The organism is Pseudomonas neuropathica (assembly GCF_015461835.1).
Classification (GTDB): Bacteria; Pseudomonadota; Gammaproteobacteria; order Pseudomonadales; family Pseudomonadaceae; genus Aquipseudomonas; species Aquipseudomonas neuropathica.
This window is the reverse complement of record NZ_JACOPX010000016.1, coordinates 1-24681: the sequence shown is the minus strand read 5'-3', so window position 1 is coordinate 24681 and position 24681 is coordinate 1. Positions and strand designations below refer to the sequence as shown.

General features: G+C 60.1%; 19 protein-coding genes and 2 pseudogenes. 3 read left to right on the top strand and 18 right to left on the bottom strand.

All coding sequences use genetic code 11. From position 1 onward, the window contains the following. Window positions 1-68: 68 nt before the first annotated feature. The 15 genes from mdoH to hutC all read right to left on the bottom strand — a co-directional run bounded on the left by mdoH (window position 69) and on the right by hutC (window position 19818). Window positions 69-2639 (bottom strand): glucans biosynthesis glucosyltransferase MdoH, encoded by a 2571-nt coding sequence (gene mdoH / locus H8F23_RS22415; protein WP_093430060.1) that lies wholly within the window; start codon window positions 2637-2639, stop codon window positions 69-71. Then, on the bottom strand, window positions 2632-4413 hold the full coding sequence (locus tag H8F23_RS22410) for a glucan biosynthesis protein G (RefSeq protein ID WP_228759339.1): 1782 nt from the start codon (window positions 4411-4413) through the stop codon (window positions 2632-2634). The genes mdoH and H8F23_RS22410 overlap by 8 nt, the downstream gene beginning before the upstream one ends. 350 nt (window positions 4414-4763) lie before the next feature. Continuing rightward, entirely contained in the window at window positions 4764-5201 is a 438-nt protein-coding gene (gene dtd, locus H8F23_RS22405) for a D-aminoacyl-tRNA deacylase (RefSeq protein WP_194935805.1), read from the bottom strand. Beyond that, window positions 5198-6169, bottom strand: coding sequence for a prolyl aminopeptidase (gene pip, locus H8F23_RS22400; protein ID WP_008080611.1), 972 nt, complete (start codon window positions 6167-6169; stop codon window positions 5198-5200). The genes dtd and pip overlap by 4 nt, the downstream gene beginning before the upstream one ends. 236 nt (window positions 6170-6405) lie before the next feature. After that, window positions 6406-7209: an N-formylglutamate deformylase gene (gene hutG / locus H8F23_RS22395; RefSeq protein WP_194935804.1), complete on the bottom strand. Its 804-nt coding sequence runs from the start codon at window positions 7207-7209 to the stop codon at window positions 6406-6408. A gap of 10 nt (window positions 7210-7219) precedes the next feature. Next, entirely contained in the window at window positions 7220-8425 is a 1206-nt protein-coding gene (gene hutI, locus H8F23_RS22390) for an imidazolonepropionase (RefSeq protein WP_194935803.1), read from the bottom strand. A gap of 249 nt (window positions 8426-8674) precedes the next feature. Beyond that, a complete protein-coding gene (hutH, locus tag H8F23_RS22385; RefSeq protein WP_194935802.1) occupies window positions 8675-10207 on the bottom strand; it encodes a histidine ammonia-lyase in 1533 nt (510 codons plus the stop codon). 116 nt (window positions 10208-10323) lie between these two features. After that, window positions 10324-11847, bottom strand: coding sequence for a histidine ammonia-lyase (hutH, locus tag H8F23_RS22380; protein ID WP_194935801.1), 1524 nt, complete (start codon window positions 11845-11847; stop codon window positions 10324-10326). Window positions 11848-11981: 134 nt separating this feature from the next. Then, window positions 11982-12812: a quaternary amine ABC transporter ATP-binding protein gene (locus H8F23_RS22375; protein ID WP_123449374.1), complete on the bottom strand. Its 831-nt coding sequence runs from the start codon at window positions 12810-12812 to the stop codon at window positions 11982-11984. Next, window positions 12809-13660 carry an ABC transporter permease gene (locus H8F23_RS22370; protein WP_007949591.1) on the bottom strand — a complete coding sequence of 284 codons (852 nt, stop codon included), beginning with the start codon at window positions 13658-13660 and terminating at the stop codon, window positions 12809-12811. The genes H8F23_RS22375 and H8F23_RS22370 overlap by 4 nt, the downstream gene beginning before the upstream one ends. Window positions 13661-13743: 83 nt before the next feature. After that, on the bottom strand, window positions 13744-14712 hold the full coding sequence (locus H8F23_RS22365) for an ABC transporter substrate-binding protein (RefSeq protein WP_194935800.1): 969 nt from the start codon (window positions 14710-14712) through the stop codon (window positions 13744-13746). A 69-nt stretch (window positions 14713-14781) separates the two neighbouring features. Further along, complete coding sequence (locus H8F23_RS22360; RefSeq protein WP_093430053.1) at window positions 14782-16254, bottom strand: purine-cytosine permease family protein; 1473 nt, start codon at window positions 16252-16254, stop codon at window positions 14782-14784. Window positions 16255-16409: 155 nt separating this feature from the next. Further along, the gene (hutU, locus tag H8F23_RS22355; protein ID WP_194935799.1) at window positions 16410-18092 is read right to left on the bottom strand and encodes a urocanate hydratase; all 1683 of its coding nucleotides are present in this window, start codon (window positions 18090-18092) and stop codon (window positions 16410-16412) included. Window positions 18093-18541: 449 nt separating this feature from the next. Continuing rightward, entirely contained in the window at window positions 18542-19111 is a 570-nt protein-coding gene (locus tag H8F23_RS22350; RefSeq protein ID WP_194935798.1) for a HutD/Ves family protein, read from the bottom strand. Further along, entirely contained in the window at window positions 19108-19818 is a 711-nt protein-coding gene (gene hutC / locus H8F23_RS22345) for a histidine utilization repressor (RefSeq protein WP_163013658.1), read from the bottom strand. The genes H8F23_RS22350 and hutC overlap by 4 nt, the downstream gene beginning before the upstream one ends. Before the next feature lie 145 nt (window positions 19819-19963). Here hutC and H8F23_RS22340 point away from each other — a divergent pair, with 145 nt between their 5' ends. Continuing rightward, window positions 19964-21328, top strand: a complete 1365-nt coding sequence (locus H8F23_RS22340) for a formimidoylglutamate deiminase (protein ID WP_194935797.1) — start codon at window positions 19964-19966, stop codon at window positions 21326-21328. A gap of 120 nt (window positions 21329-21448) precedes the next feature. Here H8F23_RS22340 and H8F23_RS22335 read toward each other — a convergent pair whose 3' ends face one another. Beyond that, window positions 21449-22018, bottom strand: coding sequence for a lipocalin family protein (locus H8F23_RS22335; RefSeq protein ID WP_093430049.1), 570 nt, complete (start codon window positions 22016-22018; stop codon window positions 21449-21451). A gap of 30 nt (window positions 22019-22048) precedes the next feature. After that, window positions 22049-22303: a lipoprotein gene (locus H8F23_RS22330; RefSeq protein ID WP_034152995.1), complete on the bottom strand. Its 255-nt coding sequence runs from the start codon at window positions 22301-22303 to the stop codon at window positions 22049-22051. 281 nt (window positions 22304-22584) lie between these two features. On the opposite strand from H8F23_RS22330, the pseudogene H8F23_RS29350 reads away from it, so the two are divergent. After that, a pseudogene (locus tag H8F23_RS29350) lies at window positions 22585-23619 on the top strand (HAMP domain-containing protein); the annotation flags it as partial. 93 nt (window positions 23620-23712) lie between these two features. Then, window positions 23713-24477 carry a methyl-accepting chemotaxis protein gene (locus H8F23_RS29345; RefSeq protein ID WP_371748298.1) on the top strand — a complete coding sequence of 255 codons (765 nt, stop codon included), beginning with the start codon at window positions 23713-23715 and terminating at the stop codon, window positions 24475-24477. A gap of 76 nt (window positions 24478-24553) precedes the next feature. Here H8F23_RS29345 and H8F23_RS29340 read toward each other — a convergent pair. After that, window positions 24554-24681 (bottom strand): annotated as a pseudogene (locus tag H8F23_RS29340) (IS481 family transposase); the annotation flags it as partial.

Genomic DNA, 24681 nt, shown 5'->3' with positions numbered 1-24681 from the left:
GGAGAGGGCTAGGGTGAGGGGCTTTTCAGCGCAATAAAAAAACCCCGCATTATCGCGGGGTTTCTTTATCAGGCCGGTTGCGCCTGCAAGCTCACCGGTTGAAGCGGCAGCAACGGCGCATGCGGATCAGCTTTCACCGAAGCGCGCCATGCATCCAGCCACTCAGCGTGACCTTCTGCCCAGACCTGCTCATGCAGGCGTGCCAAGGCTACCGGGTCGCTGAGCAGTTGCAGGCGATCATGGTTGTTCAACCCCGCAGGGCCAACCTTGATCGCGTGACGCACACGTTCCTGACGCAGCCACTCGATCGGCTCGGCCTGACCGTGACGGGAGGTCGCCAGCGAGCACGCCAAAGCGTTCTGCTGAGGATCGACCACCGCGCGGACAAAGCCGTCGTTGAGGGCGTGGTAACGGTTTTCGTGGGTGTACTGATCAGTGGCCAGCAGCGCCTGCGGCGGATTGTATTCCTCAGGGATGAGGAACAGGCTCTCGTCACGGGACTTCAGGCCCAGACCGACACGGCTGGAGATCACCGACACCGGGATCGACAGCATCAGCGAACCGACAATCGGCACCAGCCACCAGAGGAAGCTCGGGTTCAGCCAGATCACCAGCAGCGCCCAGCAGAAACCCAGCAGGGTCTGCGGGCCGTGGCGTTTGACCGCTTCGCTCCAAGGTGTCGAGTCGTCGTCACGTTGCGGCGAATTCCAGGTCGCGGCCCAGCCGAGGAATGCGGCGAGGACGAAACGGGTGTGGAAAATCATCCGCACCGGCGCCAGCAGCATGGAGAACAGCATCTCCAGCAGCATCGACAGGGTCACCTTGAACTTGCCGCCGAACTCTTTCGCGCCCTTGGCCCAGATCAGGATGATGCTGAGCAGTTTCGGCAGGAACAGCAGCACGATGGTCGTCGAGAACAGCGCGATCGCCTTGTCCGGGTGCCATTGTGGCCACAACGGATAGAGCTGACGCGGTTCGAGGAAGTACTGCGGCTCCATCAGCGTGTTCACCGCCAGCAGGGCGGTCGACAACACCAGAAAGAAGAACCACAACGGCGCCGACAGGTACGACATTACGCCCGTCAGGAACACCGCACGGTGCACCGGGTGCATGCCTTTAACCAGGAACAGACGGAAGTTCATCAGGTTACCGTGGCACCAGCGACGGTCACGCTTGAGTTCGTCGAGCAGGTTTGGCGGCAGTTCTTCGTAGCTGCCCGGCAGGTCGTAGGCAATCCACACGCCCCAGCCGGCACGGCGCATCAGCGCGGCCTCAACAAAGTCGTGAGACAGGATCGCACCGGAGAACGCACCTTTACCCGGCAACGGCGCCAGGGCGCAGTGGTCGATAAACGGCTTCATGCGGATGATCGCGTTGTGACCCCAGTAGTGGGATTCACCCAACTGCCAGAAGTGCAGACCGGCGGTAAACAGCGGGCCGTAAACGCGGGTGGCGAACTGCTGCATGCGCGCATACAGGGTGTCCATGCCCGACGCACGCGGCGCGGTCTGGATGATCCCGGCGTCCGGCGTGGCTTCCATCAAGCGCACCAGACTGGTCAGGCACTCGCCGCTCATCACCGAGTCAGCGTCGAGCACAACCATGTACTTGTAGTCACCGCCCCAGCGACGGCAGAAGTCGTCGAGGTTGCCGCTTTTACGTTTTACCCGACGGCGACGACGGCGATAGAAGATCTTGCCGAAGCCTTTGGCTTCGCGGCAGACATCCAGCCAGGCCTGTTGCTCGGCGACACAGATGTCGGTGTCGTTACTGTCGCTGAGGACGAAGAAGTCGAAGCGGTCCAGATCACCGGTGGCAGCGACCGATTCGAACGTCGCCCGCAAACCGGCGAACACACGCGGCACGTCTTCGTTGCAGATCGGCATGACCAGCGCGGTACGCGCGTCTTTGGCAATCGGCTCGTTACCGGCGCTTTTGCCGGAGATACGGTATTTATCGTGACCGGTGAGCAACTCGAGGAAGCCCATCAACGCGGTCCAGAAACCCGCCGACACCCAGCAGAACAGAATCCCGAACAGAATCAGGATGCTGGTTTGCAGCGCATACGGCAGCACTTGCGTAGCGGTTTGCAGCAGCGGCTGGTGCAGGACTTCTTCGAGGTCGACGAACGACCAGCCCTGGTACGGCATGATGCCTTTCATGTACCAGCCGGCGACGATGGTCTGGCCAAGCATCAGCAGCAACAGAATGTAGCGACGGATCGAACCGACGGTGCGCCAGCGCGCGGCCGGCAGGACGTTTTCGTCCTTTGGCGGCTGCGGTGGGTTAGTGCGACCGGTCATACGGCGCCAGCCACGCACCAGAATATTGGTGCGCCACGGCTCCGGCACGACCTTGGTCCGACGGATCGGCGGCGTTGCCTTCATGCTGACGCGACCGCTGGCGTCGAGCACCAGCATCTCCGCGTCTTCAAGCTCTTCGGCGGTGCTGAGGATCAGGCGCTTGCCCACCGAAGCCTGGGCGGCCTCGGCAGGTGCGTCGAACGTTGAAGACGACAGGCGTTCATGCAGCTCGCTGAACGACTGACAGCCCGCGAGTTCCGCGCGCTGCTCGTCGGTCATCGGCAGATGCGCCAGATACTCGGACAAAGTCTCTGGCTGTACTTGAGAGTTACTCATCGGCAGGCAACTGATAGCTCCAGGTCTCGGTCAGGACTTCTTCAGTCGGTGCCGATTCCGGTGTGGCTGGGGCCGCGTCCGCAGCCGCTGGCTGCTTGGCGTCTTTGTTGGCCTTGTCCTTGGCATCTGCAGCTGGCTTGGCGTCGGCCTGTTTGGCCTCGGCGGCCTTGGCTTCCTTGTCGAGTTTCTCTTGTTGCTTGGCGGCAACCTTGTCGGCCTTGGCAACGGACGAGTTGGACGCCGGCACCGATTTCGCCAGATCAGCAGTCACGACTGGCTGAACCAGGGCGGCACGCATCTCGGTCGACTTGCTCGCGTCCTTGATCTTCATGCGCAGGGTCAAGCGCCAGCCTTTGGTTTCCGGGTTGTAGCGCACGCTGTTCTCGACCAGCTCGGCGTTGTCGCCGACGCTGACCTGACTGCGTACGTCAGCATCCGGAGTCAGTGCAGCCAGCGATGGACCTTCGAAGTCGACCAGGTAGGCAACGCTGCCATCCGGCTGACGGATCAGGTTCGATTGCTTGACGTCACCGGTCGAACGCAGAGTCTGCGAAACCCAGGCGCTGTCCGGCGCATGAATCGCCGCTTCGTCCATGGTCCAGTGCATGCGGTAGGCGAAGTCCAGCGGCTGACCCGGCTCCGGCATTTTTTCCGGGCTCCAGAACGCAACGATGTTGTCGTTGGTTTCGTCGGCGGTCGGAATTTCTACCAGATCAACGGTGCCTTTGCCCCACTCGCCCTTCGGCTCGATCCAGGCGCTTGGGCGCTTGTCGTAGCGATCGTCGAGGTCTTCGTAGTGGCTGAAGTCGCGACCACGCTGCAGCAGACCGAAACCACGCAGGTTCTCGACGCTGAAGTTGCTCACGGCCAAGTGTTTAGGGTTGTTCAACGGACGCCAGATCCACTCGCCGTTGCCGGCATGGATCGACAGACCGCTGGAGTCGTGCAGTTCACGACGGTAGTTGAGGACTTTCGACGGCTGGTTGGCGCCGAACAGGAACATGCTGGTCAGCGGTGCGATACCCAGTTTGCCGACCTTGTCACGCAGGAACATCTGCGCCTTGACGTCGACAATGGTGTCGCTGCCCGGACGCAGGATCAGACGGTAGGCACCGGTGGCGCGCGGCGAATCCAGCAGGGCGAAGATCACCAGGTGCTTGTCGCCCGGCTTCGGCTGTTGAATCCAGAACTCGCGAAAACGCGGGAATTCTTCGCCCGACGGCAGCGCGGTATCAATCGCCAGACCACGCGCCGAAAGGCCGTAGGTGTGGCCCTTGCCGACAACGCGGAAGTAACTCGCGCCGAGCATGGTCATGATTTCGTCTTGCTTGTCGGCCTTGTTGATCGGGTACAGCACACGGAAACCGGCATAACCCAGTTGTTCAGTGGCTTTCGGATCGAATTTCAGGTCGCCGAAATCAAAGCGGGTCGGATCGTATTTGATCTCTTCGACGGTGTTCGCTGTGATTTCGTTGATTTTCACCGGTGTATCGAAGTGCATACCCTGGTGATAAAAGGACAGTTTGAACGGGGTCTTCTGATCAGCCCACTCAGCCTTTTCGGTGAGGAAGCGGATTTTCTGATAGTCCGCGAATTTCATGTCGCGGAATTCGTTCGGCAGGTTGCTGCGCGGGGCCTCGAACTTCTGCCCGGCCAGCTCTTTGGCCTTGGCCGATACATCGTCAAGATTGAACGCCCAAAGCTGACCGGCGCTGAGCAGGCACAGGAGCGCCGAACCCGCTACCAGGGCACTTCGCATGCGTTTGGCAGACATTTTTGCTGCATTACAGGGACTAACAATCACGAGCAACCCTCGCCGAAAACAGATCAAAAAACCAACGGCCAGATGAAGTGCCTGTGAGGCTTTCGGCAGTGAAAAGCCGACCTTCCAGAGCACCCTTGCCAAGTTGGCGAGCATTGTTCCGACTCCGCTGGGGCAAAATGATTCCCCAATCGGATCCAGACAAGTCTCTACCTAAGTCAAAAATGAATCAGCGAACGCTGATCCCAGTGCGCGCGATTATCTAGTAGCCCGCATGACAACGCATCAGGGGTAACAAAGTATTTATCGCGAAAACACCCTAAAAACAGTCGAAATTTCCTAAAAAGGTGTTTCAAGCGCTTTCAGGTCTGTAACAAAAAGGTAACCGGGCCATCGTTGACCAAATGCACCTGCATATCGGCGCCGAATCTACCTGATGCCACAGTGCCATGCACCTGTTTCGCACTGCTTAATAGATAGTCGAACAATTCCTCGCCCAAGGCCGGAGGCGCCGCCGTCGAAAAGCTCGGGCGCAACCCGCTTTTGGTGTCGGCCGCTAGGGTGAACTGCGAGACCAGCAGCAACCCGCCACCGACATCGGCGAGGGACAAGTTCATCTTGCCCTCCGCATCACTGAATACCCGATAGTTAAGCAGCTTATGCAGAAGTTTGTCGGCGCTGGTACGCGAGTCGTCGGGTTCGACCGCCACCAGCACCAGCAAACCGTGATCTACCGCGCCAACTACTTCGCCGGCGACTTCAACCCGCGCACCGCGTACACGCTGTAACAGCCCCTTCATGCTTCTTCAGGCGGCAGATCGAGCAGGCGTCGGGCCATGTTGCCCGCCGCACGCACCAGTGCATCGGTGATGCCCGGTTCAGAGGCCGCGTGGCCGGCATCACGGATCACTTGCAGTTCGCTGTTCGGCCAGGCCTGGTGCAATTCCCAGGCGTTGTCGAGCGGGCAGATCACGTCATAGCGACCGTGAATGATCACGCCGGGCAGATGGGCGATCTTGCCCATGTCGCGAATCAGCTGGTTCGGCTCAAGGAAGGCATTGTTGGTGAAGTAGTGGCATTCGATCCGCGCAATCGACAGCGCGCGCTGCGGCTCGGAGAAGCGATCGACCACCAACGGGTTCGGCCGCAGGGTCGCGGTGCGCCCTTCCCAGGTCGACCAGGCTTTGGCCGCGTGCATCTGGGCGATCTGGTCGTTGCCGGTCAGGCGCTTGTGGAATGCGCTGAGCAGGTCATCGCGCTCGTCCAGCGGAATTGGCGCGATGTAGTCCTGCCAGTAATCAGGGAACAGACGGCTGGCACCGGCCTGATAGAACCACTCGATTTCCTGCGGACGGCAGAGAAAGATCCCGCGCAGGATCAGACCGTGCACACGCTCCGGGTGGGTTTGCGCGTAAGCCAGCGCCAGGGTCGAACCCCACGAACCGCCAAACAGCACCCATTTGTCGATGCCCAGATGCTTGCGGATGCGCTCAAGGTCGGCGACCAGATCCCAGGTGGTGTTGTTTTCCAGGCTGGCGTGCGGCGTGGAGCGACCGCAGCCGCGCTGGTCGAAGGTGACAATGCGATAGAGGTTCGGATCGAAATAGCGACGGCTCTGCGCGTCGCAACCGGCGCCGGGGCCGCCGTGGATGAACACAACCGGCAAACCCTCCGGTGAACCGCTTTCGTCGACGTACAGCGTATGGGTGTCATCGACAGCCAGATCGTGCCGGGCGTGAGGTTTGATCTGCGGAAACAAAGTCTGCATTGCGCGCTCCGTAAGGGGTCGAGGTCATCCCTGGGGGGACTTCTATTATTCTGCCGTTGGGCATCATAAACCCGATTTACGTCAATGAGCATGCCTGTGCGCTGTCGCAATTTTTCTGCTGCATACAAAACCTTGTGGGAGCGAGCTTGCTCGCGAAAGCGGCGGATCAGTCGAATTTGATATCGACTGACACGACGCCTTCGCGAGCAAGCTCGCTCCCACAGGGGATTGCGTGATTATTTGCGGTAGTGTTTTTCGCCCCAGGCCAGATAGCCCTGCAGCAATTCCTTTAGTACCACCTGCGTCGGCTCGGCCAGATCGGCGCGATAGCGGAACGGTTCGAACTCTTCCATGTAGGTGCTCTGGCACAACTCCAGTTGCACGGCATGGATGTTCTCGGCCGGGTTGCCGTAATGACGGGTGATGTGGCCACCCTTGAAGCGCCCGTTCAATACGTGGCTGTAATTGGCGTGACCGGCGCAGATCGCCTCCAACTGGCCTGCCAATTGCGGATCGCAACTGGCGCCGTTGAAGGTGCCGAGGTTGAAGTCCGGCAGTTTGCCGTCGAACAGGTGCGGGATGATCGAGCGGATCGAGTGCGCGTCGAACAGCAGCGCGTAGCCGAATTCGGCTTTCAATCGAGCCAGCTCTTCTTGAAGCGTGCGGTGGTACGGCGTCCAGATCTGCTCCAGATAAGTCGCACGCTCTTCTTTCGACGGTTCGTGCCCTTCGCGGAACAACGGAATGCCATCGAACAGCGTCGCCGGGTACAGACCGGTGGTGGCACCGGCGTACAGCGGTTTGTCGTCGGACGGGCGATTCAGGTCAATCACAAAACGCGAATACTCGGCGGCCAAGGTGCTGGCGCCCAGTTCTTCAGCAAAATCGTAAAGCTGCGGGATGTGCCAATCGGTATCCGGCAGGCTTTTCGCGTCCGGGATCAGCCCGGCCGCCACCGCCGGGGTCAGGCGCACGCCGGCATGCGGCATGCTGATCAGCAGCGGCACGCGACCTTGTTTGAAGTTCAGAACCTTATCCACAAACGCCCTCCTACAGATTTGATTCGACGCCGTGACGCACGACGCGTTTATCCAGATCACCACCGAGCCAATAAGCCAGATCCGCTGGACGATCGATTTGCCAGGCAACAAAGTCCGCGACCTTGCCGACTTCCAGCGAACCGTGGGTGTCGGCCATGCCCAGCGCTTGTGCAGCGTGAATGGTCGCGCCGGCCAGGGCTTCTTCCGGGGTCATGCGCAAACAGGTGCAGGCCATGTTCAGCATCAGGCGCAACGACAGCGCCGGCGAAGTACCGGGGTTGAGATCGCTGGCAATGGCGATCTTCACCTTGTGCTTGCGCAGGGCGTCCATCGGCGGCAATTGGGTTTCACGCAGGAAGTAGAATGCGCCCGGCAGCAGCACCGCGACGGTGTCGGCTTCGGCCATGGCGATGGCGTCGGCTTCGTCCATGAATTCCAGGTGATCGGCGGACAACGCCTTATAGCGCGCGGCGAGGCTGGAGCCGTGCAGCGACGACAGTTGCTCGGCGTGCAGTTTCACCGGCAGGCCGAGTTTTTGCGCAGCAATGAACACACGCTCGACCTGCTCTGGCGAAAACGCCAGGTACTCGCAGAAAGCGTCCACGGCGTCGACCAGCCCTTCGGCAGCCAGCGCCGGAAGCATCTCCGTGCAGATCAGATCGATGTAATCGTCAGCGCGATCCTTGTATTCCGGCGGCAACGCGTGGGCCGCCAGGCAGGTGCTGCGCACGCTGATCGGCAACTCCTTGGCCAGACGCCGGATGACCCGAAGAATCTTGCGTTCACTGGCCAGATCGAGACCGTAACCAGACTTCATTTCAACCGTGGTCACGCCGTCACGCATCAGGCTTTTCAGGCGTTTCGCGGCGCTGGCGAACAGCTCGTCTTCAGTGGCTTCGCGCGTCGCGCGCACGGTGCTGGCGATGCCGCCGCCGGAGGCTGCGATTTCGGCATAGCTAACGCCTTGCAGACGTTTTTCGAATTCGCCGCTGCGGTTGCCACCGAACACCGTGTGAGTGTGGCAGTCGATCAGGCCTGGGGTGACCCACGCGCCTTGCAGATCATTGACCGCCGGGTATTCGCCAGATGGCAGTTGATTACGCGGGCCGATCCACTCGATGAGCGCACCGGACGTCACGATGGCCGCATCTTCGATGATCGAGTAGACGCCCTGCGCCATGGTTGCGACGTGGCAGTGTTGCCAGAGGGTTTTCACTGTTGGCCTCCGTTGTGTTTGGTTTGGTGGGTAGCCTCTGAAAAGCCCCCTCACCCTAGCCCTCTCCCGGAGGGAGAGGGGACTGACCGGGTTGTTCTGTCGAGGTACACCGACCTGAAAATTTTGAGCCGAACTCCAGGCTCTGAAAAACTTGAAGATCGGCTCCCTTCCCCCTCTCCCCCTTGGGGGAGAGGGCTGGGGTGAGGGGGATTGATGTCAGCAACAACAACGCTCTCCCTGAAAAAACACTTACAAACTAGGCAAAAGCTTCGCCGAAACCAGCTCGGTCAGGCAGCGCGAAGCCAACAACTCAGTCGCCGCATTGATATCTGGCGCGAAGAACCGGTCCTTCTCATAAAACGGCACTTCCTTACGCAGAATCGCCCGCGCCTGCTCCAGCTTCGCCGAGGTCTTCAGACCGTTACGCAGATCCAGACCTTGCACCGCCGCCAGCCATTCCACCGCAAGAATCCCGCGAGTGTTTTCAGCCATTTCCCACAGACGCTTGCCAGCCGCCGGGGCCATCGACACGTGGTCTTCCTGGTTGGCCGAGGTCGGCAAACTGTCCACCGAGTGCGGATGGGACAGCGCCTTGTTCTCGCTGGCCAGCGCCGCAGCGGTCACCTGGGCAATCATGAAGCCGGAGTTCACCCCGCCATTGGCGACGAGGAATGGCGGCAGTTGCGACATGTGTTTATCCATCATCAGCGAAATACGACGCTCGCTCAGCGAGCCGATTTCGGCGATAGCCAGCGCCATGTTGTCAGCGGCCATGGCCACCGGTTCGGCGTGGAAGTTGCCGCCGGAAATCACGTCGCCTTCAGCGGCAAACACCAGCGGATTGTCGGAAACGGCGTTGGCTTCAACAGCCAGAACCTCTGCGGCCTGACGGAACTGCGTCAGGCAAGCGCCCATGACTTGCGGCTGGCAGCGCAACGAATACGGATCCTGAACCTTTTCGCAGTTCTGGTGCGAGTCGGAGACTTCACTGCGTTCACCGAGCAGATCGCGGTAAGCGGCAGCAGCGTCGATCTGACCTTTCTGGCCACGCGCCGCATGAATGCGTGCATCGAACGGCGAACGCGAACCCAATACCGCTTCAACCGTCAGACCGCCCAGCGCCAGTGCGCCAGCGAACAAGTCTTCACCTTCAAACAGACCGCGCAGGGCAAACGCGGTAGAAACCTGAGTACCGTTGAGCAGCGCCAGACCTTCTTTCGCTGCCAACGTCAGCGGCGTAAGACCGGCGATTTTCAGCGCTTCAGTGGCTTCCACCCACTCACCCTTGTAACGCGCCTTGCCCTCACCCAGCAGCACCAGCGACATATGCGCCAACGGCGCCAGATCGCCCGACGCGCCCACCGAACCCTTCAGCGGAATGTGCGGATAAACCTCGGCATTGATCAGCGCGATCAGCGCATCAATCACCACACGGCGAATGCCGGAAAAGCCACGGCTGAGGCTGTTGACCTTGAGCACCATGATCAGCCGCACCAGCTCATCGCTGATCGGCACTCCAACACCGGCGGCGTGGGACAACACCAGCGAACGCTGCAGGTTCTCGAGGTCTTCGCTGGCGATGCGCGTAGAGGCCAGCAGGCCGAAACCGGTGTTGATGCCGTAGGCGGTGCGGTTCTCGGCGAGAATCTGTTCAACGCAGGCAACGCTGGCTTCGATCTGCGCCGAGGCGCTGTTGTCGAGCGTCAGCTTGACCGGGTTCTGGTAGACGTCACGCAGTTGGGCCAGGCTCAGTTGGCCGGGAATCAGGTTCAGCGCAGTCATTTTGTGCTCCTTTTGAGAGTTTGTTATTAACTCGCCAGACGCTCCGGAGATGTCCGTTGTCCGTCGCGTCTCGCCTTTTGGGGAGTCGCGCCTTGGCACGCTGGCGTGGGTATTTTTCAGTGCAAATTCGGTAAAGCGTTGTGCGGCAGATTCGGGGCTTTCAACACGCTCGCAGCAGCAGCGATATCCGGCGCCAGCCAGCGATCCTGATCGTAGGCCGGAACCGTTTCGCGCAGCAGTCGCCATGCGCGGTCAGTGCCCACGCCAAAGCGCTGCTCCTTGAGGAATTCAAACGCCTGCGCTGCCAGCAGGTACTCGATGGCGAGGATCTGCGTGCAGTTTTCCAGCGCGCGATGCAGCTTCAGCGCGGCATTGGTGCCCATGCTCAAATGGTCTTCCTGCAAGCCCGAGGTGATGTAGTTATCGAGCACCGCCGGTTGCGCCAATTGACGGTTTTCCGCACACAGTGACGCGGCGACGTATTGCACGATCATCATCCCGGAATTCACTCCCGGATTGGCCACCAGAAATGCCGGCAAACCGCTGACGTGCGGGTTCACCAAACGATCGAGACGACGCTCGGCAATCGAACCGATTTCGGCCATGGCAATCGCCAGCAGATCCGCCGCCATCGCCACCGATTGGCCGTGCGGGTTGGCTTGCGACATCACCCGGAAATTGTCCGGCGTGCCCAGCAGGAGCGGGTTATCAGTGCAGCCGTTGAGTTCGGCTTCGACCTGTTTGATCGCGTGATCGAGTTGATCACGCGCGGCACCGTGTACCTGCGGGATCGAACGGATGCTCAGCGCATCCTGAGTACGAATGCCTTTGCTCGACGCGATCACCTCACTGCCATCGAGCAAGGCGCGCAGATTGATACCCACTTGCTGCATGCCCGGATGCGGTTTCAGCGCGATGATCTCAGCATCGAACGCATCGATCTGGCCGCGCTGGGCTTCGAAACTCATGGCGCCGATGACGTCGGCCCACTGCAGCAGCCGCGTCGCATCGGCAATCGCCAGGCAACTGAGGCCGGTCATGCACGGCGTGCCGTTGACCAGGCACAAACCGTCCTTCGCACCCAGTTGCACCGGTTTCAAGCCTTCTTCGGCCAATGCCTGTTGCGCCGAGGTGATCTGGCCGCGATAGCTGACATTGCCGACGCCGAGCAACGCGATGCCGATGTGCGCCATGTGCGTCAGATAACCCACCGAACCTTGCGACGGCACTTGCGGGGTGATGCCGCGATTGAGCAGCGCCAGCAGGCCTTCGACGACCCGGCGATGGATGCCGGATTTGCCGTGGCTGTAGTTGTGAATCGCCGCGCAGATGATCGCGCGAGTCTGCTCATCGGGCAGCACCGGGCCGACGCCGCAGGCATGGCTGAGCAAGGTGTTGCGCGACAACTGGCTGAGTTGTTCGTCCTGCAGCGAGACATTGGACAAACCGCCCAGGCCGGTGTTGACGCCATAGGCACGCTCGCCGCTGGCGACGATGCGCTGGACGATGCCTTGCGCGTTTTCGATGCGCGCCCAGGTGTCGCTCGACAACTCAAGACGAGCACCGTGACGGGCGACGGCGACCACGTCCTGCCAACGCAGGGGGCTGCCTGTGATAACGACTTTTTCAGCCTGGGACATCACTAACCTCATTCGAACATTGATGCAGCTTCACCGACGCTATCGCGAGCAGGCTCACTCCTACAGGGGTACGCATTCCAACTGTAGGAGTGAGCCTGCTCGCGATGAGGCCAGCCCAGCCAACACAAATCTATCTAAACCACCGCCGCCCGCCGCTGCACAAACCGGTCAACGTACTCATCCGCCGGGGAGTGCAGAATCTCGCGCGGCGTACCGACCTGAATCAGCCGGCCATCCTTGAGAATCGCAATGCGGTTGCCGATACGCACCGCTTCATCGAGGTCATGGGTGATGAAGACGATGGTCTTGTGCAGGGTCTTTTGCAGCTCCAGCAACTGGTCCTGCATCTCCGCGCGGATCAGTGGATCCAGCGCACTGAACGCTTCGTCCATGAGGATGATGTCGGTGTCCGCCGCCAAGGCGCGGGCCAGGCCGACACGCTGGCGCATGCCGCCGGAGAGCTGGTGCGGGTATTTGTTTTCGTAGCCCTTCAGGCCCACGGTGTTGATCCAGTGCAGCGCGCGCTCCGAGCACATTTGCTTGCTCTCGCCACGCACTTTCAGGCCATAGGCGACGTTGTCGAGTACGGACTTGTGCGGCAGCAGGCCGAAGCTCTGGAACACCATGCTGATCTTGTGCCGGCGAAATTCGCGCAGGGCGTCCATGTCGTATTGCAGGATGTCCACGCCGTCGACGAGGATCGCGCCGCTGGTCGGGTCGATCAGCCGGTTGAAGTGGCGCACCAGCGTCGACTTGCCCGAGCCGGACAGGCCCATGATCACGAAGATCTCGCCGGTGCCGATGCTCAGCGACAGATCGTTAACGCCGACCACGCAACCGGTTTCGTTCAGCACCTGATCCTTGGTCTTGCCCTGGCCGACCATCGCCAGTGCATCCTTGGCGCGGTTGCCGAAAATCTTGAAGACGTTTTTGACTTCGATCTTGCTCACGGTTGCGTTGCTCATTTGCTCACCTCATGCCGTGGCCGACCGTACGCCTGAGTAATGCGGTCGATGACCACTGCGAGAATCACGATCGCCAGACCGGCTTCGAGGCCACGCCCGACATTGAGGGTCTGAATCCCCACCAACACATCTTCACCCAGACCTCGGGCACCGATCATCGAAGCGATCACCACCATCGACAGGGCCATCATGGTGGTCTGGTTGATCCCGGCCATGATGCTTGGCAGGGCCAGCGGCAGTTGCACGCCGAACAGTTGCTGCCAGCGGTTGGCGCCGAACGCGTTGATCGCTTCCATCACTTCGCCGTCGACCTGGCGAATGCCCAGATCAGTCAGGCGAATCAGCGGCGGTGCGGCGTAGATCACCGTGGCGAAAATCGCCGGGACCTTGCCCAGACCGAACAGCATCAGCACCGGGATCAGATACACGAAGCTGGGCATGGTCTGCATGATGTCGAGCAGCGGCATCAGCACCGAACGCAGGCGATTGCTGCGCGCCGAGAGAATCCCCAGCGGGATGCCGATCAGCACCGAAATGATCGTCGCGACCATCATCAGCGCCAGTGTCTGCATCAGCTTGTCCCACAGGCCAACGGCGCCGACGAGGAACAGCAGACCGACGATGACCGCCGTGGTCACCACTTTGCGCGTGGCGTGCCAGGCGACGACACCGACGATCGCCAGCATCAACCACCACGGCGCCGCACGCAGCAGGCCTTCGAGGTTGACGATGGCCCAGAGCAGCGTGTCAGAGATGTGGCGGAACACATCACCGTAGTTGGTGACCAGCGAATCGACCCAACCGTTGACCCAGTCGGCGATGGAAAAGGTAAAGCTTTCGGGAAACATAAGCGGCTCTCAATCAGAAATCTCAATCAAGCGTTTACGGCATATCTCCCGGCCAGCCTCACGGTTGACCGGGAGGTATCGACCTACAGCGCCGCGTCGATTTTCTTGGCAGCGTCTTCACTGACCCACGCATGCCAGACCTCAGGATGTTCCTTGAGGAAGATTTTCGCCAGTTTTGGCGACTCGATACGTTCCTTGGCCATGCGGCCCAGGTTCTGGTTCAGAAGGTCGATCGGCAGGTTGACCTTTTCCAGCACGGCCACCAGTTCCGGGGCTTGCTCGTGGAAGGTCTTCGACAGGCCGACCTTGATGCTTACGGTCTTGTCGACACCCGGTTTTTCTTCGAGCTTGACCAGATCCACCTGGCCCATCAGCGGGGTTGGCGACCAGTAGTAGAACAGGATCGGCTCGCCACGCTTGTAGCTCGACAGCACCGCCGCATCCAGCGCCGGGCCGGTGCCCGGACGGAAGTTGGTGTAGCTGCTTTCCAGACCGTAGCTGTTCAGCATTTCGCTGTTGTCGAGTTCACAAGTCCAGCCGGCCGGGCAATTGTAGAAACGGCCCTTGGACGGCTCTTCGGCGTCCTTGAACACGGCGGCGTATTTGCCTAGGTCAGCGATGTTTTTCAGGTCTGGGGCCTTCGGCTCAAGCTTGCGCTTGGCGTCGCCTTCGATCACGTAACGCGGCACGTACCAGCCTTCTACCGCGCCCACGACCGGAGCGCCGACACCGACAACCTTGCCGGCCTTCTCGGCCTTGTTCCAGACCTCGCTGCGGCCGACCCACTCTTCGGCGAACACTTGAATATCGTTGCTGCTCAGGGCGTTTTCCATGGTGATGGAGTTGCCCGGCAGGCTGTCGGTCTTGCAGTCGTAACCTTTTTCCAGCACCACTTGCAGCACGTCGGTCAGCAGCATGCCGCTTTCCCAGTTCAGGCCGGCGAATTTCACCGGCTTGCCCGATTCGCACCAGCCAGCGGCTTGGGTCGCACCGGCACTGGCCAGCAGGCCCATGGACAGCAGTGTGGTGAGCAGGGTCTTGTTCGATTTCATTGTTTCGACGCTCCTAATCATGAATTGGCTTACGGCAGTCAAGAGGCATCCAGCCCTGTCCACGTCCAATCAGGCCTGCGCCGCAGCGCGCCCGGCCCCACTTTTTTCAGGTGGTACAACGCTGTTCTGCTCGACCGGCAGAATCAGTTGATCAGGTACCGCGCTGTGCCATTTTTTTGCACACACGTAGTAGACGGCAGCCGGCAGCACCAGACCGATGATCCAGGAAATGTCCACATCACCGAGGGCCGCCACCAGCGGGCCGGTGTAGAACTTGGTGGAGATGAACGGCAACTGCACCAACACGCCGAACACATAGACGCTGATGCCGAGCAGGTTCCAGCGCCCGTAGCGACCGTTCGGATTGGCCAGCGCCGGCACGTCGTAGCGCTCGCGGGTGATGCAGTAGTAATCCACCAGGTTGATCGCACTCCACGGTGTGAAGAACGCGAGCAGGAACAGGATGAAAGACTTGAACGCACCGAGGAACGAGTGCTGACCAAGCAGCGCAATCAGGGTCGCTGCGCCGACAATCACCAGCACGAACACCAGACGCTGCATGCGCGTAACGGTCAGGTGACCTTTGAAACCACTGATGATGGTCGCGATGCACATGAAGCTGCCGTAGGAGTTCAGCGTCGAGATGGTCACCTTGCCGAACGCGATGCTGAAGTACAGCAGCGCGGCGGTGGCACCGGTGCCGCCCAGACCGACGATGTAGGCGACTTCATGACCGGCGAACTGGCCGTTGGCCGAAGCCGCAGCGAACACACCGAGGATCATCGCCACTTGCGCGCCGACCACTGAACCGGCACCGGCGGCAAAGAAGGTTTTTACCGCCGAGGTGTTGCTCGGCAGGTAACGGGAATAGTCAGCCACGTAGGGGCCGAAAGCGATCTGCCAGGAGGCCGCGAGCGACACCGCGAGCAGGAAGCTGCTCCAGCTGAAATGACGAATTTGCAGGAGTGCGCCGACGTCGGTCTGGCTCATCAGGCGCCAGAACAGGAAGACGAAAGCGATCACGCCAATCACGCTGGCAACACGGCCGATCCAGTGGATCACCCGATAACCGAGTACCGTCACCAGCACGATGACGCTGGCAAAAATCAGGATGCCGACGCTGTCACTGACGTTAAACAACTGACCCAACGCTTGACCGGAAAGCACGGTGCCCGTCGCGGTGAAACCCAGGTACATCAGGCACACCAGCACGATCGGGATTGCCGCGCCGTAAACGCCGAATTGCACGCGGCTGGAAATCATCTGCGGCAGACCCAGTTTCGGCCCTTGCGCAGCGTGCAACGCCATCACCCCGCCGCCGAGCAGTTGGCCGATCAACAAACCAATCAACGACCAGAACACATCCCCGCCCAGCACCACGGCCAAGGCCCCGGTGACAATCGCGGTGATTTGCAGGTTGGCACCCATCCACAGGGTGAACTGGCTAAACAGACGACCGTGTCTTTCCGCTTCCGGGATGTAGTCGATCGAACGCCTCTCGATCAACGGTTTGTTGCCTGCACGATCGGTGTTAACAGCCATGATTCAACCTCTGTGGATTGTTCCGGGTTTTGTTCTTTTTTGGCTTTTGCTTTTGTAGGAGTGAGCCTGCTCGCGATTGCGGTGTGTCAGTCAGCAAATTTGCTGACTGTGCCGGCCTCATCGCGAGCAGGCTCACTCCTACAGGGGTTTTGCATTTATTTACCGGTAATCATCGGCAGGTTCAGCCCCTGTTCCTTGGCGCAGTCGATGGCGATCTGGTAACCGGCATCGGCGTGACGCATGACACCGGTGGCCGGGTCGTTGTGCAGTACGCGCGCAATACGCTCGGCCGCTTCGTCCGTACCGTCGCAAACAATCACCATGCCCGAGTGCTGCGAGAAGCCCATGCCGACGCCGCCGCCGTGGTGCAGGGAAACCCAGGTCGCGCCGCTCGCGGTGTTCAGCAGCGCGTTGAGCAGTGGCCAGTCGGACACAGCGTCGGAACCATCCTGCATCGATTCGGTTTCACGGTTCGGGCTAGCGACCGAGCCGGAGTCGAGGTGGTCGCGACCGATCACGATCGGCGCCGACAGCTCGCCGCTGCGGACCATTTCGTTAAAGGCCAGACCAAGCTTGGCGCGCAGACCCAGACCGACCCAGCAGATACGCGCCGGCAGACCCTGGAAGCTGATGCGCTCGCGGGCCATGTCCAGCCAGTTGTGCAGATGAGCGTCGTCCGGGATCAGCTCTTTGACCTTGGCGTCGGTTTTATAGATGTCTTGCGGATCACCCGACAGCGCCGCCCAACGGAACGGGCCGATGCCACGGCAGAACAGCGGACGGATGTAAGCCGGTACGAAACCCGGGAAGTCGAACGCGTTTTCGACGCCTTCTTCCTGCGCCATCTGACGAATGTTGTTGCCGTAGTCGAAGGTCGGGATGCCTTGCTTCTGGAATTCCAGCATGGCTTTGACGTGCACCGCCATCGACTGCTTGGCGGCTTTGATTACAGCGGCCGGTTCGGTCTTGGCGCGAGCGCGGTATTCGTCCCAGGTCCAGCCCGCCGGCAGGTAACCGTTGAGCGGGTCGTGGGCGCTGGTCTGGTCGGTGACCATGTCCGGGCGCACGCCGCGCTTGACCAGTTCCGGGAGAATTTCTGCAGCGTTACCCAGCAGCGCGATGGAGATCGCTTTACCTTCTTTGGTGTATTTGTCGATGCGCGCCAGAGCGTCGTCGAGGTCTTTGGCCTGCTCGTCGACGTAACGGCTTTTCAGGCGGAAATCGATGCTGACTTGTTGGCATTCGATGTTCAGCGAGCAAGCGCCGGCGAGGGTTGCCGCCAGCGGTTGCGCACCACCCATGCCGCCCAGACCGGCGGTGAGGACCCACTTGCCGGTGAGGTTGTCGTTGTAGTGCTGGCGACCGGCTTCAACGAAGGTTTCGTAGGTGCCTTGAACGATGCCCTGGCTGCCGATGTAGATCCAGCTGCCGGCGGTCATCTGGCCGTACATGGCCAGGCCTTTGGCATCGAGTTCGTTGAAGTGCTCCCAGCTCGCCCAGTGTGGCACCAGGTTGGAGTTGGCGATCAGTACGCGCGGGGCGTTAGTGTGGGTCTTGAACACGCCGACCGGCTTGCCGGATTGCACCAGCAGGGTCTCGTCGTCGTTCAGATTGGTCAGGCTTTCGACGATCTTGTCGTAGCACTCCCAGTTACGCGCAGCGCGACCGATACCACCGTAAACCACCAGCTCTTTGGGGTTCTCGGCGACTTCCGGGTCGAGGTTGTTCATCAGCATGCGCAGCGGCGCTTCGGTCAGCCAGCTCTTGGCGGTCAGCTTGTTGCCGCGGGCAGCGCGGATCTCAACGTTGCGAAACTTTGTAGGCTTATTGTCAGTCACGAAAAAGACTCCTCAGCGATCAATTCAAACCAACCCTGGCAGTGGGCAAGCAGCCTGCGTGCATCAATGCGCGACAAGCGAATCAGTGGACGCTGCGGAGAGTCTCGAACAACTCATACGCATACGTCTTTACTTGTACATACAAGCATATGCAATCAAGCGGCCAACTTGTTGGAGGGTCGTTCAAGAAAAATTGCGGACAGGGCTGGAGGGCGCCTGAATCGAGGGTTCTGGCGTGGATGAAATTTTTTGCGGGCGTATTCTGGGGAGTTGGGGGATTGTTACGAGAGCGTGATTTTGCGCCACGCTGGGGCGTTCGGTAACAAGTTGGTGCGTGGGTTGGGAACACCCCAAAAGCAAAAGATCGCAGCCTTCGGCAGCTCCTACATTGGGTTTGATGTACACCCTGTAGGAGCTGCCGAAGGCTGCGATCTTTTAAGATTTCGGAATCAGCGTGCAGTCAGTTCAATGACGCAGCAACCCGCATTGACGGAGACTTCGACCAACCCGGCGTTACCGTCCAACTGCAGGCAATCATGGCGACCGAGTTGCGATGCAGTGTCACCGACCTGAACGTCCAACAGCTCACTGACACTGAACACCAATACCGTCCCCGCCGAGCTGAAGAAGCGCTGCTCGCCATTCAGCCACTGCAAGCGCGCGCTGTAACGCTGTGGCGCGTAGATCAGATTGAAGTCGCGAATCGCGCCACCGAGCAGCGTGCACGACACCTGGCTCTCACCACTAAAAGCAAACGGGTCGAGCGGTAACAGCGGCCGCGTATCGTCGCCGTCAACGCACAAGGTCATGCCGTCACCCTGCAACACGGTGATCACCCGCTGGTAACCGGCGAACGTCGAAAAACCGCCCGACTCAGCGATGTCGGCAATCGACAGGCGCCAGCCAAAACCGTCCAGACCGGCACCCGCGTCACGGGTGATTTCTTCAGTGCTGCCGCCACCGTTTTTCCACGGCATGCGCGGGTAGCCTTCGGCGCGTAAAACCTTCACTTGAGTCATTTATGAAAGCGTCCTTCCAGACGATGACGGGAACCTGGGTGAATCAGTCGAGCAGCGGTAACCGGCTGGCGTCCCGACCACGTGCGACGACGAATCAGCAAGCACGGCTCGCCCTTTTCAATCTGCAGCAACTTGCACTCGGAGGGCTCGGCCAGAATCGCTTCAACCACGTGCTCGCCCTCAGTCAGCGGAGCCACCTGATTGAGATACGCGTAAGGCGTCTGCAGAGTGAAATCCTGCTTGAGGTATTCCGGCGCGACCAGTGCGTTGACGAAACGGTCTTCGATTTGCACCGGAATATCATTTTCGTAATGCACGATCAGCGAGTGGAATACCTTCTGCCCTTCACGCATGTCCAGCGCCAGCGCGCGCTCGGAACCGGCAGCCTCTTCTTCAAGAGTGATGACCTGGCAGGTGTGGCGATGGCCACGGGAGGCGATTTCGTCGGCGATGTTGTGCACTTCGAACAGCGCGGACTGGCTCTTCGGTTCGGCGACAAAGGTGCCGACGCCTTGCATGCGCACCAACAGACCATCAGCAGTCATCTCGCGCAGGGCGCGGTTGATGGTCATGCGGCTGAAACCGAGCTGATTGACCAGCTCGCTTTCGGACGGCACGCGGTAGTGCGGCGGCCAGTTTCCGCTGTCGATCTGCTGGGTGATCATCTGTTTGACGCGGGCGTACAAGGGCGCCGGACTGTCGCCCATGTTCGCGGCCAACGGGGAGACTGGAGGCGGAGTCGGCACGGTTGATCCCTGTTCATTGGTGAAAGTGGCTAGCTTGCCGGAGTTTACCGGGCAGGCAAACGTCTGTATATGTATATACAAATAACACACGATGGGGTGCTGAACCATGTCCGCCTTCTTTGCTGAACGCGCGCTGCTGCCTAACGGATGGGCCAACAATGTACGTCTTGAGGTCAGCGCCGATGGCCTGCTGACCCAGATTCAGGCCGATTCCACCGCAGACGGCGCCGAACGGCTGAGCGGCCCGCTGCTGCCGGGCATGCCGAATCTGCACTCCCACGCCTTCCAGCGGGCGATGGCGGGTCTGGCTGAAGTGGCCGGTAATCCGAATGACAGTTTCTGGACGTGGCGCGATCTGATGTATCGGCTCGTCGGAAAAATCAGCCCGGATCAACTCGGCGTGATTGCCCGTCAGCTGTACATCGAAATGCTCAAGGCCGGTTATACCTCCGTCGCTGAATTTCACTACGTGCACCACGACAGCAATGGTCAGCCTTACGCCGATCCGGCTGAACTGGCCTTGCGCATCAGCCAGGCTGCGAGTGAAAGCGGCATCGGTCTGACCCTGTTGCCGGTGCTCTACAGCCACTCTGGTTTCGGCGGCCAGACGCCGAATGACGGCCAACGCCGCTTCATCAACAGCACTGAAAATTACCTGAACCTGCAATCGCGCTTACAGCCGTTACTGGCGCAACAAAAGGCGCAATCGCTGGGGTTGTGCTTCCACTCGTTGCGTGCGGTCACGCCGCAACAAATCAGTGAAGTATTGGCGGCAAGCGACAAGCAATGCCCGGTGCACATCCACATCGCCGAGCAGCAAAAAGAAGTCGACGATTGCCTGAGCTGGAGCGGTCGTCGCCCTTTGCAATGGCTCTACGAAAATACCCAAGTCGATCAGCGCTGGTGCCTGGTCCACGCGACTCACGCCAATCCGGAAGAAGTCACGCTGATGGCCAAGAGTCGCGCCATTGCCGGCCTGTGCCTGACCACGGAGGCTAATCTGGGCGACGGGATTTTCCCGGCGGTGGACTTCCTCGCGCAGGGCGGACGCATGGGCATCGGTTCCGACAGCCATGTGTCACTGAGCGTGGTCGAAGAATTGCGTTGGCTGGAATACGGCCAGCGCCTGCGCGATCAGCGGCGCAATCGCTTGTATAGCGCGGATCAACCGATGGTCGGGCGCACGCTGTATGACGCGGCGCTGGAAGGCGGCGCGCAAGCGTTGGGGCAGCCGATCGGTGCGCTGGAAGTGGGCAAGCGTGCGGACTGGATTGTGCTCGATGGCAACGATCCGTATCTGGCGACCGCCACAGGTGACGGGATTTTGAATCGCTGGTTGTTTGCCGGGGGCGATCGTCAGGTGCGCGATGTGCTCGTCAATGGCCAATGGGTTGTGCGTGATGGCCGGCATGCTGGCGAAGAAGACAGTGCACGCGCCTTCACCCAGGTCCTGCGTGACCTTTTAGGCTGACACACATAACCCAATGTAGGAGTGAGCCTGCTCGCGATAGCGGTGTATCAGTCACATATTCATGGCTGACACACCGCTATCGCGAGCAGGCTCACTCCTACAGGGGGTTTGTGGTGTTCTTCAGTTCGAAGTCTTGGCCATCTGCCGATCCGACGCGCGCCAGATCAATCGCGTCGTGTCATAGCCCTGCTGACGTGCCTTGCTCAGCAACTCCTCACGCACAACACCATTGACGGTCGGTGTGCGCGACAGCAACCACATGTACTTGCGACTCGGGTCGCCGACGATGGCGGTCTTGTAGTCATCGCTGACGTACAACACCCAGTATTCACCTTTCGCCACACCCGGAATCAGACGCGAGAACCAGGTATCAAATTCGACCCACAGTTTGTCGGTCTTGCCCGGCACCTGTGGATAAGCCGTGCCCTTGGCCTCTTCCCACTGCCAGTCCGGGGTCAGGCAGCGATTGAGCACCGCGACATTGCCGTCAGGCTTGAGGGTGTAATGGGCTTCGGACTGTGCGCAATTGCGCTGGAAGTACATCGGCAAGCGCGCCAGCTCGTACCAGGTGCCTTGATAGCGCTTGAGATTGACGCTGTTGACGGTTTTCGGCGCCAACGGGTCGACGCCGGAAGTGGCGCAGCCGGCCAGTACCAGGCCGGCAAAAAGGATCAGCAATAACCGCTTCATTTTTCTTCTCCGTGGGCGCGAAGCCCCGGTTTACTTCAGGCCTTGGCCGGAAAACATCAGCACTTTGTCACCGGCGTACTGCACGCTGATAAAGCTGTTCTTGTCGCCCCAAGTGCAACTGGACATGCCGAGCGCGCCCGAGCAATCGGTGGGCTTGCCGAGCAAAGTCTCGACTTCGGCCTTGGCCATACCGGCCGAGAGCTTCGAATAGTTTTCCTGATTGACCTTGCTGCATGCGGCCAACAGCACGCAAAACGACAGAAGGGCGAGAGATCGCAGCGACATGGTGTAACTCCTGGAACGAGGGGGGATGGCATGGTGCCAACCAGAAGCTTAGAAGAGAAAACCCTCATCTGGTTCCGTGGCCGAACGGCTATTTATCAGGCCGCCCGTCTGGCATTTGCCGATAAATCAGACACTTTGTAGGGCTATCGAGCATTTCGTCGCCTTTCGCCAGAGACGCCTAATCTTTGGCGCAACGCGGTCGACATAAAAGCAGCGCAAAGCCCCCAAGTGTGGCAAATTGCCGCCCTTTCTTGACCAGTCCCTTCGCGGTAGTTCATTCGATGACCAGAAACATGAAATTCAGCCACAAGATCTTGCTGGCTGCCGCCCTCGTGGTGGCCGTTGCGTTCGCCTGTTTCATTTTCTTCAACGACTATCGACAGCGCGAAGCCTTGAACAGCAGCACCGAAGCCTCGATGCAGGAGCTGGGCAGCCTGACGACCAGCAACATCCAGACCTGGCTGGAAAGCCGCATTCAGTTGCTGCAATCGCTGTCGCAGCAAGTCGCCGTCGACGGTAATGCCCCCGCCAGCCTGAAACGCATCATCGACCTGCCCGCCTACACCGGCAATTTCCAGCTCAGCTATTTCGGCGGCGCTGACGGCGTGATGTTCTCGGTGCCGGCCGGCAATCGCGCGCCGGATTACGATCCGCGTGCACGTGGCTGGTACAAAGCGGCAAACAGCGCACAACAGACCATCGTCACCGAACCGTACATCGCCGCGTCCTCGGGCAAACTGGTGATCACTGTCGCAACACCTGTTCAGCGCCAGGGGCAGATGCTCGGCGTCGCCGGTGCCGACATCGACCTGACCAGCGTCAGCGCAATCATCAACTCGCTGAACTTCGGTGGCCACGGTCACGCATTCATCGTCAGTGCCGACGGCAAGATCCTGATCCACCCGGACAGCAAACTGGTACTCAAGACCCTTGCCGAGGCCTATCCCAATGGTGCGCCGAAAGTCAGCCCGGGTCTGAAAGAAGTCGAGTTCGACGGCAAGACCCAACTGATCTCCTTCACCCACATCAACGGCGTGCCATCGGCCGACTGGTACGTGGCGCTGGTGCTGGACAAGGACACCGCGTTCGCGATGCTCAGCGAATTCCGCACCTCGGCGCTGATCGCCATGGTTATTGCCGTGGTGATCATCATCGCCCTGCTTGGCATGCTCATTCGCGTGCTGATGCAACCGTTGCTGACCATGGGCCGCGCGATGCACGACATCGCCGAAGGTGAAGGCGACCTGACCAAACGCCTGGTGATCCACGGCAACGACGAATTCGGCGCGCTAGGCACCTCGTTCAACCGTTTCGTCGAGCGCATTCACACCTCGATCCGTGAAGTGTCTTCGGCCACCGGCCAGGTCAACGAAGTCGCCCTGCGCGTAGTCGCGGCGTCGAACTCGTCGATGTACAACTCCGATCAGCAGTCCAGCCGTACCAACAGCGTCGCCGCCGCGATCAACCAACTCGGCGCCGCCGCGCAGGAAATCGCCCAGAACGCCGCCCTCGCCTCGCAGCACTCCAGCGATGCCCGCAGCCTCGCGGTCGACGGTCAGCAGGTTGTGGATAAAACCATCCAGGCCATGCAACAGCTGTCGGCGAAGATCAGCGATTCCTGCGGCAACATCGAAACCCTGAACAGCAACACGGTGAACATCGGTCAGATTCTCGAAGTGATCACCAGCATTTCCCAGCAGACCAACCTGCTCGCGCTCAACGCGGCGATCGAAGCAGCGCGTGCCGGTGAAGCCGGGCGTGGTTTCGCCGTGGTCGCAGATGAAGTGCGCAACCTCGCGCACCGCACCCAGGATTCGGCGCAGCAAGTGCAAAAGATGATCGAAGAGCTGCAGGTCGGCGCGCGTCAGGCGGTCAGCATCATGACCGAGAGCCAGCGTGAGAGTGAAAGCAGTGTCGGCATCGCCAACCAGGCCGGCGAACGTCTGGGCAGCGTGACTCAGCGTATCGGCGAAATCGACGGCATGAACCAGTCGGTGGCCACCGCGACTGAAGAGCAGACGGCGGTGGTCGAGTCGATCAATGTCGATATCAACGAGATCAACACGCTGAATCAGGAAGGTGTGGAGAACTTGCAGGCGACGTTGCGGGCGTGCTCGGATCTTGAGCAGCAGGCGGCGCGGTTGAAGCAGTTGGTGGGTAGTTTCCGCATTTAAGATCAAGGGCTTTACCCCCTCACTGTAGAGACCGGTACATCCTTTACAAATTAGACCGGGGACATCGTTTACACCTCTACAGGCTTGAAACGCGTTTGGCGCCGCTTTCAAGCCTGCCTAAACAGTGGCTGCAAAGGTACAGTTCCCAAGCGTCATCAGCCACTTCCTTCAGCGCGATGTCCTCTCCAATCAGAGCCTCTCCTA